This is a genomic window from Sporichthya brevicatena, assembly GCF_039525035.1.
In the GTDB taxonomy this organism is placed as follows: Bacteria; Actinomycetota; Actinomycetes; order Sporichthyales; family Sporichthyaceae; genus Sporichthya; species Sporichthya brevicatena.
This window is the reverse complement of record NZ_BAAAHE010000004.1, coordinates 165,229-179,114: the sequence shown is the minus strand read 5'-3', so window position 1 is coordinate 179,114 and position 13,886 is coordinate 165,229. Positions and strand designations below refer to the sequence as shown.

13 protein-coding genes and 1 other RNA gene are annotated in these 13,886 nt (G+C 71.1%); 1 reads left to right on the top strand and 13 read right to left on the bottom strand.

Annotation, left to right across the window (positions count from 1 at the left end; genetic code table 11):
- Positions 1-12: 12 nt before the first annotated feature.
- Genes ABD401_RS02205 through ABD401_RS02180 form a run of 6 tightly spaced genes read right to left on the bottom strand, consistent with a single transcriptional unit; the run spans position 13 to position 6,075 of the window.
- Positions 13-795, bottom strand: a complete 783-nt coding sequence (locus tag ABD401_RS02205; RefSeq protein ID WP_425566043.1) for a DUF1295 domain-containing protein — start codon at positions 793-795, stop codon at positions 13-15.
- Entirely contained in the window at positions 792-2,093 is a 1,302-nt protein-coding gene (locus tag ABD401_RS02200; RefSeq protein ID WP_344601095.1) for a class I SAM-dependent methyltransferase, read from the bottom strand. Before ABD401_RS02200 ends, ABD401_RS02205 begins: the two co-directional genes overlap by 4 nt.
- A 2-nt stretch (positions 2,094-2,095) precedes the next feature.
- Entirely contained in the window at positions 2,096-3,382 is a 1,287-nt protein-coding gene (locus tag ABD401_RS02195) for a class I SAM-dependent methyltransferase (protein ID WP_344601093.1), read from the bottom strand.
- A complete protein-coding gene (locus ABD401_RS02190; RefSeq protein ID WP_344601091.1) occupies positions 3,383-4,108 on the bottom strand; it encodes a DUF1365 domain-containing protein in 726 nt (241 codons plus the stop codon). It lies immediately after the preceding gene.
- The gene (locus ABD401_RS02185; RefSeq protein ID WP_344601089.1) at positions 4,105-5,406 is read right to left on the bottom strand and encodes an NAD(P)/FAD-dependent oxidoreductase; all 1,302 of its coding nucleotides are present in this window, start codon (positions 5,404-5,406) and stop codon (positions 4,105-4,107) included. Before ABD401_RS02185 ends, ABD401_RS02190 begins: the two co-directional genes overlap by 4 nt.
- Positions 5,407-5,433: 27 nt before the next feature.
- Positions 5,434-6,075: an alpha/beta hydrolase gene (locus tag ABD401_RS02180; protein ID WP_344601087.1), complete on the bottom strand. Its 642-nt coding sequence runs from the start codon at positions 6,073-6,075 to the stop codon at positions 5,434-5,436.
- 410 nt (positions 6,076-6,485) lie between these two features.
- Here ABD401_RS02180 and ABD401_RS02175 point away from each other — a divergent pair, with 410 nt between their 5' ends.
- Complete coding sequence (locus ABD401_RS02175; protein ID WP_344601084.1) at positions 6,486-7,349, top strand: coiled-coil domain-containing protein; 864 nt, start codon at positions 6,486-6,488, stop codon at positions 7,347-7,349.
- Between the two features lie 143 nt (positions 7,350-7,492).
- Here ABD401_RS02175 and ssrA read toward each other — a convergent pair.
- The 7 genes from ssrA to ABD401_RS02140 all read right to left on the bottom strand — a co-directional run bounded on the left by ssrA (position 7,493) and on the right by ABD401_RS02140 (position 13,742).
- Positions 7,493-7,874, bottom strand: a transfer-messenger RNA (tmRNA) gene (gene ssrA, locus ABD401_RS02170).
- Between the two features lie 76 nt (positions 7,875-7,950).
- Positions 7,951-8,427, bottom strand: coding sequence for an SsrA-binding protein SmpB (smpB, locus tag ABD401_RS02165; protein ID WP_019878193.1), 477 nt, complete (start codon positions 8,425-8,427; stop codon positions 7,951-7,953).
- Between the two features lie 31 nt (positions 8,428-8,458).
- The gene (locus ABD401_RS02160) at positions 8,459-9,712 is read right to left on the bottom strand and encodes a peptidoglycan DD-metalloendopeptidase family protein (RefSeq protein WP_344601081.1); all 1,254 of its coding nucleotides are present in this window, start codon (positions 9,710-9,712) and stop codon (positions 8,459-8,461) included.
- A 96-nt stretch (positions 9,713-9,808) separates the two neighbouring features.
- A complete protein-coding gene (gene ftsX, locus ABD401_RS02155; protein ID WP_344601079.1) occupies positions 9,809-10,720 on the bottom strand; it encodes a permease-like cell division protein FtsX in 912 nt (303 codons plus the stop codon).
- Entirely contained in the window at positions 10,717-11,406 is a 690-nt protein-coding gene (ftsE, locus tag ABD401_RS02150) for a cell division ATP-binding protein FtsE (protein ID WP_344601078.1), read from the bottom strand. The genes ftsX and ftsE overlap by 4 nt, the downstream gene beginning before the upstream one ends.
- Positions 11,407-11,448: 42 nt before the next feature.
- Positions 11,449-12,558: a peptide chain release factor 2 gene (prfB, locus tag ABD401_RS02145; protein WP_344601076.1), complete on the bottom strand. Its 1,110-nt coding sequence runs from the start codon at positions 12,556-12,558 to the stop codon at positions 11,449-11,451.
- 47 nt (positions 12,559-12,605) lie between these two features.
- Positions 12,606-13,742 (bottom strand): hypothetical protein, encoded by a 1,137-nt coding sequence (locus tag ABD401_RS02140; protein WP_344601074.1) that lies wholly within the window; start codon positions 13,740-13,742, stop codon positions 12,606-12,608.
- Between the last annotated feature and the right edge of the window lie 144 nt (positions 13,743-13,886).

Sequence of the window (13,886 nt, the reverse complement as noted above, 5' to 3'; positions counted from 1 at the left end):
AGCCCGGCGGGGTCATCGCTGCTTCGGCGGCAGGGGCACGAAGCCCGAGGTGCGCTCGACGTACTCGGCGAACCCGGGGCGCCCGGCCATGCGCTTCTCGGTCAACGCGGCGCCGGTGCCCTTGGTCAGGAAGAACGTCAGCACGACCGGCGAGAGCACGGTGAGGGCCCCGACCCCGGTCTCGGCCGCGACCAGCCAGACGCCCCACCACACGCAGGCGTCGCCGAAGTAGTTCGGGTGCCGGGTGTACCGCCACAGGCCGCGGTCCATGACCTGGCCGCGGTTGGCCGGATTCGCCTTGAACGCGTGCAGCTGGTGGTCGCCGACCGCCTCGAAGAACAGACCGATCCCCCAGACCGCGACGCCGAGGACGGCGAGCGGACCGATCGCGGCGTCGGCGTGCGTGCCGGCCTGCACCGGCAGGGAGATGAACAGGATGAGCGCGCCCTGCAGGCCGTAGATCATCCGCAGCGCGTAGGCCGTGCGACGCTCCGGCGGCGCCTTGGACAGCAGCTCGGAGTAGCGCGGGTCCTCCCCGTGCCCGGCGTTCCGGCGCCCGATGTGCCAGGCGAGCCGACCGCCCCACAGGACGACCATCGCGGCCAGCAGGACCGACCGCGTCCCGTTCCCGGAGGCGAGGGCGAGGCTCACCAGCGCCACGACCGCGAACCCGAGCCCCCAGGCCACGTCGACGACGCTGTGCTTCCCGAGCTTCCGGGCCACCGCGAATGTCCCCGCCATCAGCAGGAGCACCGCTCCGGCGGACGCCGCGAACCCGATTCCGAAGCCCGTCACGGCGCCTCGAAGGACTGGCGGGTCCGGGGCATCCCGGCAACGCCGGCGGGTGAGCGGCGGACGGCGAGGATCTGGTCGACACCCATGCGGCCCTCCTCGAACACGAGGGCGCCGCCGACGAGGTACAGCCGCCAGACGCGGGCGACCTCCTCGCCGACGAGCGCGACGACGGCGTCCCAGTTCTTCTCGAGCGTCTCGAGCCAGGCACGGACCGTCCAGACGTAGTGCTCGCGCAGGGCGTGGACGTCGCGGACCTCGAGGCCACCGTCCTCGATCAGCGCGACGGTCCCGCCGACCGGACGCATGTGCATGTCCGGGGCGATGTAGCACTCGATGAACTCCCCGCCGCCGGGGCGGTCGCGGCGGGACATCTGCTGAATCAGCGCCCGTCCGCCGTCGCGCAGGGCGTCGTGCACGACGCCGACGAACGTCGGGTAGTTCTCGGCACCGACGTGCTCGCCCATCTCGATCGACGACACCGCGTCGAAGCGGCCGCGGGCGGCCGGGTCGGCGAGCACGTCACGGTAGTCCTGCAGCCGGATCTCGACCCGGTCGCCGAAGCCGCGCTCAACGACCCGGGCCCGGACGAAGTCCCGCTGCTCGCTCGAGAGCGTGACGCCGAGGACCTCGGCGCCGTAGTGCTCTGCGGCGTGCAGCGAGAGCGAACCCCAGCCGCAACCGATGTCGAGCAGCCGCGACCCCGGCCCGAGGCCGAGTTTGCGGCAGACCAGGTCGAGCTTGTCGCGCTGAGCGTCGACGAGCGAGTAGTCCGGGGCGTCGGAGGTGAAGTACGCGCACGAGTACGCCAGGTGCACGTCGTCGAGGAGCAGGGCGTAGAACTCGTTGGAGAGGTCGTAGTGGTGGCTGATCGCCGCCCGGTCGCGCCGCTTGCTGTGCAGGGCACCGGTCAGCTTCGCCTGCGACGCGGGCGCCGCCGGCCGGAGTCCGATCGCGCCGAGCCGGGCCGCGGTGCCCGCCGCCCCCAACAGCTGACGAGGAGTCAGCTTCGGTGCCGCGAGCTCCCGCTCCCGGATCGTCGACCAGATCAGTCGGAAGCCCTCGGTGAGGTCACCCTCGACGTCGATCTCGCCGGTGACATAGGCCTGCGCGAGCCCGAGCTCGCCCGGCTGCCAGACCAGCCGCCGCAGCGCTCGCCGCGAACGCACGACGACCGCCGGGGCGTCCACCGGGCCCACCTCGCTGCCGTCCCAGGCCCGGACGCGGATCGGCAGGTCCCCGCCGAACAGCGGCTCGAGCAGCGCGACGAGTCGGTGCGCCGCTCCACGCTTCGCGGCCATCGTCACCCCTCCTCCCGGGTCAGCACGAACTGGTTGACGTCCAGGTACTCCGCGCGGAAGCCGGCCTCGGAGTAGCAGAGGTAGAACTCCCACATCCGCCGGAAGGTCGCGTCGAACCCGAGGGCCTCGACCTCCGTCGCGCGGGCGGCGAACCGGTCGCGCCACAACCGCAGCGTCTCGGCGTAGTGCCGGCCGAACCCGTGGCGGGCGGTGACGGTCAGCCCGGCCTGCGCGGCCGAGGACTCGACCGACTCCACCGACGGGATCAGCCCGCCGGGGAACACGTACTTGTGGATCCAGGTGTAGGTGTAGCGGGAGGCGAGCATCCGGTCGTGGGGCATGGTGATCGCCTGCAGTCCGATGCGGCCGCCGGGGGTCACCAGGCGGTGCAGCGTCGCGAAGTACTCCGGCCAGAAGTCGTACCCGACGGCCTCGATCATCTCGACGGAGACGACGGCGTCGTACTGCCCCTGCGCCGCGCGGTAGTCGCACAGCTCGATCGAGACGCGGTCGCCCAGCCCGGCCGCCGCCACCCGCTGCAGCGCCAGGGTCCGCTGCTCCTCCGACAACGTGATCGAGCGGACGGTCGCTCCGCGCGCGGCCGCCCGCAGCGCGAGTTCGCCCCACCCGGTCCCGATCTCCAGGACGCTCGAGCCGGCGCGCACCCCGGCCGCGTCGAGCAGCCGGTCGATCTTGCGGCGCTGGGCGTCGGCGAGGTCGTCCCACGTCGTGGTCGCCGCCGCGGCGTCCGAGCCGTCGCCCGGGCCGAACAGCGCCGCCGAGTAGGTCAGGGTCTCGTCGAGGAACAGCGCGAACAGGTCGTTGGACAGGTCGTAGTGCCGCGAGATGTTGCGCCGGGCGTTCTCCGCGGTCCCGCGCTCGGTGTGCGGGTGCCGGTGCACGGCGACGTCACGCAGACGCTGCAGCGACGGCGGCACCAGCGTCGCCATGCGCCGGCAGAACACGGTGAGGACGGTGGTCAGGTCGTCGGCGGTCCAGTCGCCCGCGAGGTAGGCCTCGCCGAAGCCGATCAGGCCACCGTTGCCGAGGCGGCGGTGCAGGGCCGCCGGCCGGACCAGTCGCAGCACCGGGGTGTCGGGACCGCCGGCGCCGATGTTCGTCCCGTCGGGCAGCAGGATCTGCAGCTCCATCCGCCGGGCGACGTGGGCGAAGAGCGCCCGCGCGGCCTTGGCGCGGTAGCCGCCGGGGGGCAGGGAGGCGACGTCCGGCCAGCGGACGGCGTCGACGCCGGGGTCGTAGCTGTTCCGGCGGGGCAGGGTGAGGCTCACTCAGACTCCTGGCTGACGAGGGTGGGGCGGACGGGGGACGACGGGGATGCGACGGAGCCAGAGGCGGATGCCCTGGTACCGGATCTGCGCGGCGACGGTGAGGGTGACCCAGGGGACGCGGGCCGCGGCCCGCAGCAACGCGGCGGTGCCCGCGCCCCGGCGCACCCCGCGGACGGTCGCGACGAACGGTCGCCCCTCGCCGCGGTGCAGCTCGACGGTGATCGCGACGCGCTCGTCCGGGGCGGGCAGCGACATCACGTAGCGCCCGTCGACGGGGTGGAACGGCGAGACGTAGAACTCCTTGGCGAACTCCGCCCGGCCGTCGGGCCCGGGGCGGAGCAGGTAGGCGTGCCGCTCGCCGTAGGTGTTGTGGACCTCCGCAACGACGGCGACGAGTTCGCCGGCGGGGTCGTGGCACCAGAACACCGACAGCGGGTTGAACACGTACCCGAGCACCCGCGCGTTGGCGAGCATGAGGACCCGCCCGCCGCGGACGTCGATGCCGTGGAGCGCCAGGAAGTCGTCGAGATTCTGACGGAGTGTCTGATCGGGTTCGCCCAGGTGGTCCTGCGCACGGAACTCAGCGAGCGCCCGTAGGGGCCAGGCCGGCCGGGGCAGGTCGTCCACGTCGACCAGCCAGGAGTAGCTGCGGTACCGGAACGCGTTGCGCACCGGCGTGTGCCGGACGTGCGCGATCGTCGTGTCGTACAGCGCCGGTGCGCTCACCACGTACCCCCGAGACGTTCGGCGGCCGCGACGCCGGAAGCCGCGCCGTCCTCGTGGAAGCCCCAGCCGTGGTACGCGCCGGCGAAGGCGATGCGGTCGTCGTTCAACGCCGGCAGCCGCCGCTGCGCCGCGACCGAGTCCGGCGTGTAGACCGGGTGCTCGTAGACCATCCGCGCGAGCACGGTGGCCGGGTCGACCAGCGCCGGCGAGTTCAGGCTGACGACGTACCGCTCGGGCCCGGGCAGCGCCATGAGGCGGTTCAGGTCGTAGGAGACGGCGACCGACTCCGCCGACGCCGCGCACGAGGCGAGCCGGTAGTTCCAGGACGCCTGGGCGCCGGACCGTCGCGGCAGCGGGGTGGGGTCGGTGTGCAGGACGGTCTCGTTGACCGAGTACGGGATCGCACCGAGGACGTCGTGCTCGGCGACGGTCGGTTCCGCGAGCAACGACAGGGCCTGGTGCGGGTGGGTGGCGACGACCGCGGCGTCGAAGGTCGCGAGCCCGTCGCCGTCGTCGCGGACCTCGACCCCGTCGGCGACGCGCCGCACCGCGCGGACCGGGGTCGCGGTGTGAACCGCGTGCAGCGTCTTCGCGACGCGCTCGACGTAGGTGCGGGACCCGCCGGTCACGGTCCGCCACTGCGGCGAGCCGGTGACGCTGAGCATTCCGTGGTTGGCGAGGAACGCGAACAGGTACCGCGCCGGGTACTGCAGCGCCGTCGCTGGGGAGCAGGACCAGACGCACGCCACGACCGGGGTGAGGAAATGGCGGACGAAGTAGTCCGAGTACCGGCCGCGGGCGACGAACTCGCCGAGCGTCTCCTCGCGGGTGGTCTCCCCCGCTCCGGCCGAACCCGCCGCGAACTCCGCCGACGCGAGCACAGCACGGGCGGCCCGGTGGAAGCGCGGGACCTCCGTCAGCATCCGCAGGTAGGCCGGGCAGGCGTTACCGGCGCCCGGGAACAGTCCCCGCAGTCCCCGGGCGCCGGCGTACTCGAGCCCGCAGCCGTCGCAGCGGACCGACATCGACATGTCCGACGGCTGCGTCGCGACGCCGAGTTCGGCGAACAGGCGCAGCAGCGTCGGGTAGGTCCGCTCGTTGTGGACGAGGAACCCGGTGTCGACGGCGGCGGTCCCGCCGGAGGCGCGGACGACGTCATGGGTGTGGGCGTGCCCACCGAGCCGGTCGTCGGACTCGTAGAGGGTGACGTCTGCGGTGCGGGAGAGGACCCAGGCGGCGGTCAGCCCGGAGACCCCGCCCCCGACGACGGCGATGTGGCGGCGCGAAGTGTTCGGCATGGTGCCGAGACTTCGGAGCCGCGGCCCCTAGCGGTTTGGTTTGACGCGTTCGTTGAAGCAGAGGCAGACGAACTCGCTGGTCAGGCGCTTCCACTCCCCCGCCCGGCGGAGCATGAAGTGCCCGTGCCCCCTCATCGGGACGTAGGTGGCGGGGACCCCCTCGGCCCGGACGGCCTCGACGTAGGCCTCCGAGGCGCGCGGGTCGGTCCACTTGTCCGCGGTGCCGTGGACGATCAGCAGGCGCGTCGAGCCGAGCGCGGGCCGCCGTTCGCCGGCGGGCAGCCACGGCGCGAGCCCGACGACGCCGACCACGGCCGGGTCGTCGGCCACCTGCAGGGCGGTCCGACCGCCCATCGAGTGCCCGACGAGGACGACGGGGACGTCCCCGTGCTCCTCCCGGATCCGGTCCAGCGCCCAGCGGGCGTCCGCGACCGGACTGGCCTCGGCCCCGTTCCAGCCCCGGACCCGGTAGCGGAGGGACCAGACGGCCACCCCGTCCCGGCGGACCTTGCGCGCGATCGCGCGGGCGAACGGCCGCAGCCGGAGCACCGAGGTGTGCCACGGCGACGACGGCTCCCGGCTCTCGGCCTTGCCGCCGTGGAGCAGGAGCACCACTCCGATGGTCTCGCCGCGCGCACGCGTGATGCGCACGGTCGGTTCGGCAGTCACGTCGTGTCCCCCTGGGTGGGATGTATCCGAAAGCCTGTCATGTCCGGCGGTCCGTCCGGTATTCGGAACCGCCGGCCGGACGGTTCGCCCTTTCGGGTACCACCCGCGCCCAAGCGAGTTGCCTTACCCAACGGGCCGGGCAACCCAAACCTTTCCTGGCAGCAAGTGTTCAGTTAGGCCGTTCGGGTGGTCCCAAAGCGGGTGAATTCGGACAAGCAGTTACTCACCGCACGCATTAGCGCAGTGCGGTCCAATGCCTGCCGAAGGACCGCAATCCGCTGGAAGAATTTGCCATAACAGCAGGGGCAAAAACTGCAGTCCGTCGCGCGCCGGGCATTCGCACTGCGATCATCGTGGTAACGGCAAGCCACCGTCCAAGGCCCGTACTGACAGGGGATCAGTGACCCGCGATGACCATGAACCAGAGCACCTCGAACTTTGACACCGCCATGCGCGGTTACGACCGGGCGGCTGTGGACGCCAAGGTGGCCCAGCTGACCGACGAGCGCGTCTCTTTCGAGCGCCGTGCAGCTGAGCTCGAGCGGGAGATGGCGCGGATGCGCCAGTCCCTGGAGAACGGCGAGAGCGCGCCGTACTACATCACGCTCTCCCGCAAGATGGAGGGCATCCTCCGTGAGGCCCACGAGGACGCCGACCGCGTCAAGGCCGACGCCGAGATGGCCAGCCAGCGTGAGCGCGAGCGGGCCATGTCCGTGGCCGAGGAGCTCATGGGCCGCACCAAGGACGAGAACGACCGCCGCGAGGCCGAGGTCCGTGCCCAGATCGAGGGCATGATCAACGCCGCCCGGTCCGAGGCGGACCGCGTCCGCCAGGAGGCGACCGACAAGGCCGCCCAGCTGGTCGCGAGCACGAGCGACGTCGTCGAGAAGGCGCGCATCAAGGGCGCCCAGATCGCGACCGAGGTCGAGACCAAGCTGACCGCCCAGCGCGAGCAGTTCGAGCGCGACACCGTCTCCCGCCAGGAGACCGCGGAGCGTCGTCTCGCCGAGACCGCCCAGATGGCCGAGCAGATGAAGGCCGAAGCGGCTCGGATGACCGAGGACTCCCAGCGTGCGGCCAAGGCCCTCATCGAGGCCGCCCGCACCGCCGCGTCGGAGCTCATCGCCGAGACCACCTCGCGCGCCGAGCGCCTGCAGCAGGACGCCGAGCGCGAGCTCGCCGCCCTGACGCACCGTCGCGACAGCATCAACGCGCAGCTGTCCACCGTCCGCGAGACGCTCTCCTCCCTCTCGGGTGGCGCGCTCGCCAAGTAGCACGACCAGCGAAGCGCCGGCCCGACTCCTAGCGGGCCGGCGCTTCGCCGTTAACGCGCTTCACTCGCCGGGGACAGCGCTTACTCGCCCGGTCGGGCGAGTAAGGGCTTGCCCCAGCGAGTGAAGCGCTGAGTGCTCAGGGGTGGTGGAGGTGGCGGGAATTGAACCCGCGTCCTACGGCACCGATCCAGGTCTTCTCCGGGCGCAGTCTGCTACTGATTTTCTCGGCCCCGGGTCGTCACGCAGACAAGCAACCCGACAGGCCCAGCCACTGTTCGGTGTCCTCGACGCCCCCGTGGCCCGGGCGGCGAGTAAGTCATCTAGCTGATGCCAGACACCGGGTCGATGACAATCCCCGGGCTGACAGACCTCTGAAGTGCTCTACCGTCAGGCGGCGAGAGCGAGGTCGCGCTGGTTGTTAACCTTGGCGCTTATTTTTTTGCGAGGCATGGTTAACGAGATCGTCCCCGCATCCTCGGCCCGCTTCTCCTGCAACGACATCCGCAGTCGAAACCGATCACCCCCTGTGCAGTTGTGCACCCAGGATAGCGTCGGGCACCGCCCTCGGCATTCCCGATGTCGCGCGGGGGCGGCGCGAGGGTCAGCGCTCGCCGCGGTTGCGCCGGCTGAGCTCGCGGGCCATCTCCCGTGTCGCCTGCTTCTCGGCGAGGGCCTGCCGCTTGTCGTGGAGCTTCTTGCCGCGGGCGAGGGCGATCTCGACCTTCGCCCGGCCGTCGAGGAAGTACAGCGAGAGCGGGACGATCGTCAGCCCCGACTCCTTGGTCTTGAGCATCCACCGGTCGATCTCGGCCCGGTTCAGCAGCAGCTTGCGGACCCGCCGCGGCTCGTGGTTCGTCCAGGTGCCCGCGGTGTACTCGGGGATGTGGACGGCGTGCAGGTAGGCCTCGCCGTCCCGGAACGTGACGAAGCCGTCGACCAGCGAGGCACGACCGGCCCGCAGGGACTTGACCTCGGTGCCGGTCAGGACGAGCCCGGCCTCGTAGACGTCCTCGATGTGGTAGTCGTGCCGCGCCTTCTTGTTCTGGGCGATGATCTTTCGCCCCTTCTCCCGCGACATGAGGACGAAGAGTACCCAGCGACCGGTCGGGTCAGTTCAACCATTTCATCGGGTTGACGAAGTGGCCGTTCTCCATCACCTCGAAGTGCAGGTGCGGGCCGGTCGAGTAGCCGGTGCTGCCGGAGTAGGCGAGCACCTCCCCGCGGGACACCTTCTCCCCGCGGCGGACGGCGAAGCGCGAGAGGTGGTTGTACGTCGTCACGAGGTAGACGCCGTTGACGTACCCGTGGTCGACGACGACCCGGTAGCCGTAGGCGCTGTTGTAGTAGGCGTCGATGACCCGGCCGTCGCGGGCCGCCCGGACCGAGGTCCCGGTCGGGACGCCGAAGTCGGTCCCGGTGTGGAGCTTGTTGCGGTGCAGGATCGGGTGGTACCGCATGCCGTAGGACGAGGTGATCGGACCGTTCACCGGCCGGCTCAGCCACCCGGTGCCCTGGACGACCTTGCCGCCGGTCTTCTCGGCGGCCTTGCGGGCGGCCTCGGCGCGCTTGCGGATGATGACGGCGAGTCGGTCGGACTCGGCCTTCATCGCCGCGAGGCGCTTCTCGATCTCGTCGCGGAGCTTCTCGGCCTTCTCCAGCGCCACGCCGCGGGCGACGATCAGCGCCTGGACCTCGGCCTCGGCGGCGGCCGCGGTGTTCCGGGCCTCGGTCGTCCGCGCGACCGCGGCTTCGGCGGCCTGCTTCTGCGCGACGATCCGCTCGCGGGACTCGTCGAGGAACTTCTGCTTGGCCTCCAGTTCCTTCCGGAGGGCGTCGAGGTCGGCCAGCACCTGCTTCTCGGAGCGGTTGACCGTCTCGTAGTAGGCCAGCGTCGAGGTGAGTTCCTCGGGGCTCTGCGCGTTCATGACGACCGACAGGCGCTGGAAGTCCCCGCCCATGTAGGCGGCGCGGGCCAGCGCGGCGAGGGCCTCGCGATGCGCCCGCATCCGGCCCTGGGCGCCGAGGTACTCGATCAGCGCCTGCTCGGCGTGGGACTCGGTCGCGGCGAGGTCGATCGCGGCGTCGTGCTCGGCCTTCTCGGCCTCGGCGACGGCCGTCCGGGCGGCGGCGAGCGCGGCCTGCGCCGGCGGCAGCTTGGCCTCGGCGGCCTCGAGCGCGGACGTCGCCTCGACGACCTCCTCCTCCTGCTCGTGGAGGTGGTCGTCGAGCTGCTGGACCTGCTGGTCCACCGCCCGCTTCTTCGCCTTGGGGTCGGTGTCCGCGGCGGCCGACGGCACGAGGAGCGCCCCCACCGTCACGGCGATGACGACCGCGAGCCGCTTGCGGCGGACCCAGACGGACATGGCACTCCCCCAAACCCCAACAATCACATCCGTCCCATGAGTATCACAACGGAGCGTGATCGGCCCGCAGGGCGCGCCGGGGCGGGGCCCCGCCGATCAGACGCGGAGGTAGCGGCGGAGGGTGACCGCGGAGACGAGGGCGGAGCCGCCGACGCCGAAGAGGAAGAGCCACGGGATCGTCGTGAAGACCGCGTCCCAGCCGATGAACGACGTGAACTGGAAGTTCGGCTCCAGGTAGTGGTCGACCCCGGCCCACTTCGCCGCGACGACGAGGATCGTCGCGAGCACCGCCCCCACTGCGCCGGCGATGGCGCCCTCGAGGATGAACGGCAGTCGGATGTAGAAGTTCGAGGCGCCGACCAGGCGCATGATCCCGGTCTCCCGCCGGCGGCTGTAGGCGGAGAGCCGGATCGTGTTGATGATCAGCAGCAACGCGGCGCCGAGGATGATCCCGGCGAGCAGGAGCGCGCCGATCGAGATCGCCCGCAGGACGCGGAAGAACGGTTCGAGGACGGTCCTCTGGTCCTGGACCTGGTACACCCCGGGCCGGCCGTTGAAGGCGCTGAAGATGATGTCGTACTTCGTCGGGTCCGAGAGCTTGACGCGGTAGGACTCCGGCAGCGCGTCCGGGGTGATGTTCTCGGCGATCGCAGAGCCGGAGAACCGCTCCTTGAAGCGCTCGTAGGCCTCGGGCTTGGTCTCGAAGTAGACGTCCTCGACGAGTGGCTTGAGCTTGTTGAGGTCGGCGGAGATCGCCTGCTTCTGCTCCTCCGTCGCGGCGCCGGACTTGCAGCTCGCGGCGTTGGTGTCGGTCGGCAGACAGAGGAAGAGGGTGACCTCGACCTTGTCGTACCAGTAGTCCTTCATCGTGTCGACCTGCTTGCCCGTGAGCATCGCGAGGCCGAACAGGGCGAGGGACACGGCGGTGGTGATGACCACCGCGATGGTCATCGTGAGGTTGCGCTTGAGACCGGTCGTGATCTCCTGCGTGACGAAGCTGACCCTCATGCGCTGTAGCCGTACACGCCGCGGTGCTGGTCGCGCACCATCCGACCGGTCTCGAGCTCGATGACGCGCTTGCGCATCTGGTCGACGATCGCCTGGTCGTGAGTGGCCATCAGAACGGTGGTGCCGGTCCGGTTGATGCGGTCCAGCAGCTTCATGATCCCGACCGAGGTGTTCGGGTCGAGGTTTCCGGTGGGCTCGTCCGCGATCAGGATCAGCGGCCGGTTGACGAACGCGCGGGCGATCGCGACCCGCTGCTGCTCACCACCGGAGAGCTCGTCCGGCATCCGGTCCTCCTTGCCGGAGAGACCGACGAGCTCCAGCACCTCGGGCACGACCCGGCGGGTGACCCCGCGGGACTTGCCGATCACCTCGAGCGCGAAAGCGACGTTCTCGAAGACCGTCTTGTTCGGCAGCAGGCGGAAGTCCTGGAAGACGGTCCCGATCTGGCGGCGCAGCTGCGGCACCTTCCAGTTCGAGAGGCGCGAGAGGTCCTTGCCGAGCACGTGGACGGTGCCCGACGTCGGCTTCTCCTCCTTGAGGACGAGCCGCAGGAACGTCGACTTCCCCGAGCCGGAGGTCCCGACGAGGAAGACGAACTCGCCCTTGTTGATCTCGAGCGAGATGTCGCGCAGCGCCGGCCGGTCCTGGCTCGGGTACGTCTTGGTGACGTTGTCCAAACGGATCATGGTGAGACCGATGGTAGGCGGGGCACGGCCCCGAATGGCGGATTAGGAGGTGGCGCCGGAGCGCCGCCACCGGATGCCGGCCTCGATGAAATCGTCGATCTCTCCGTTGAACACGGCCTGCGGGTTGCCGACCTCGTGCTCGGTGCGCAGATCCTTCACCATCTGGTACGGGTGCACGACGTACGAACGCATCTGATTGCCCCACGAACCGGACGAATCGTCCTTCAGGGCATTGATCTTCGCCTGCTCCTCGCGGCGGCGGACCTCCAGCAGCTTGGCCTGGAGGACCTCCATCGCCCGGGCCTTGTTCTGCAGCTGCGAGCGCTCGTTCTGGCAGGAGACGACGATCCCGGTCGGGATGTGCGTCAGCCGGACGGCCGAGTCGGTCGTGTTGACGCCCTGACCACCGGGGCCGGAGGCGCGGAAGACGTCGACGCGGATCTGGTCCTCGGGGATCTCGACGTGGTCGGTCGTGTCCGTGACCGGGACCACCTCGACCCCGGCGAACGAGGTCTGCCGGCGGCCCTGGTTGTCGAACGGCGAGATCCGGACGAGGCGGTGCGTCCCCTGCTCGACACTGAGCGTGCCGTAGGCGTAGGGCGCGTGCACGACGAAGGTGGCGGACTTGATGCCCGCCTCCTCGGCGTAGGAGGTGTCGTAGACCTCGGTCGCGTACCCGTGGCGCTCGGCCCAGCGCAGGTACATGCGGAAGAGCATCTCGGCGAAGTCCGCGGCGTCGACCCCGCCGGCCTCGGAGCGGATCGTGACCAGCGCGTCCCGGGCGTCGTACTCGCCGTTGAGGAGCGTCCGGACCTCCAGCTCGCCGATCTCCCGCTGCAGGTTCGCGAGCTCGGTCTCGGCCTCGGCGCGGGTGTCCGCGTCGTCGGCCTCCTCGGCCATCTCCCACAGGACGCCCAGGTCGTCCACGCGGCGGCGGACCTGCTCCATGCGCTTGATCTCGGCCTGCACGACCGACATCCGGCTGGTGACCTTCTGGGCCCGCTCCTGGTCGTCCCAGAGGTCCGGCGCGGCGGCCTGCTGCTCCAGGTCGGCGTACTCGGTGCGCAGCGCGTCGAGGTCGACGACCGCCTCGACGGACGACAGCGTCGCGTCGAGTGCCTTCAGCGCTTCGGCAAATTCGGGTCCGGCCACGAGGGTTCAGCCTACGTGGCCGGACCGCCGACGTTCGCCCCGGTCGATCAGACCTTGCGGTGGCGTCCCCGGGCCCGCCCCGCCCGGCCACCCGCCGCGGTGAGCGCACTCCCCGCCGCGACCAGCAACCCACCGACCGCGAGCAGGCTCCCCTCGGCCCCGCTCTGCGGGAGCGGCCGGACCCGCGGCGTCACCCCGCTCTGCGCCTCCGGCCCCGCTGCCTCCGTCGGCTCGGCGGTGTCGTTCGGGTCGGCGGTGTCGTTCGGGTCGGTCGTGTCCGACGGCCCCGACGCGTCGTCCGTGTCCACCGGGTCGGTCGGGCTCGTGGTGTCGGCCGTGTCGTCGGTGTCGGCCGTGTCGTCTGTGTCGTCTGTGTCGCCGGTGTCGTCCGTCTCCACCGGCCCGGTCGAGTCGTCGGGGCCGGTCGTGTCGTCCTGGCCCGCGGTGTCGGTCGTGTCGTCCTGACCCGCGGTGTCGGTCGTGTCGTCCTGACCCGAGGTGTCGGTCGTGTCGTCCTGACCCGCGGTGTCGGTCGTGTCGTCCTGACCCGAGGTGTCGGTCGTGTCGTCCGGCTCCGTCGTGTCCGAGGGCTCGACCGGCTCGTCCGGCGTCGTCGGCTCGTCCGGCGTCGTCGGCTCGTCCGGCGTGGCCGGCTCGACCGGCGTGGCCGGCTGGTCCGGGGTCGTCGGCTGCTGCGGGTTCGACTGCTCGACCGGGACCGACGTGGCGCAGACGAACCAGTGGCTGATGCCGGCCGGCTTGCCGTTGGGGTTCAGGGGCGAGTGGAGCTTCTCCCAGGGGAGCTGGCCGAGGCCCGTGGGCGGGTTGTTCGCCGTGCCCGGGCGGTACACGTTGTGCGCGTTCCCGCCCTTGACGATGACGCCGAGGATCTCGAAGCCGGGCTTGATCGCGGTGATCGTCGGGTAGGTCCCGCCGATCTTGCCGTCCTGGTAGCTCAGGACCGCGTTGGGATCGGCGTACTCCTTGCCGTCGATGCCGTACCGCTCGCCGCCGAGGCCCACGCCGAACTTCCCGCTCCCGCAGGAGGTGGCGTTGCCGGAGATCGCCGCGGCGCGGCTGTCGCCCGCGTTCTCGGCGGCCGGGGCCGCGCTCGCGGCCGTGCCGGCGGCGACGACGGCCGCCACGGCGGTGCCGGCGGTCACGGCAGCGCGGCCGGCGGCCACGCGGGAGGCGCTGGGCTGCTTGGTGGATCCGAAGTGTGGAGCATCAAGGAGGGTCGGCGACAGGGGCCCGAGGGCCCCAGTGAGCGACCGGGTTGAAAGAACTGAGGCGTCCCCGCGGTGCGGGGACGCCTCATGAGTTTCAAC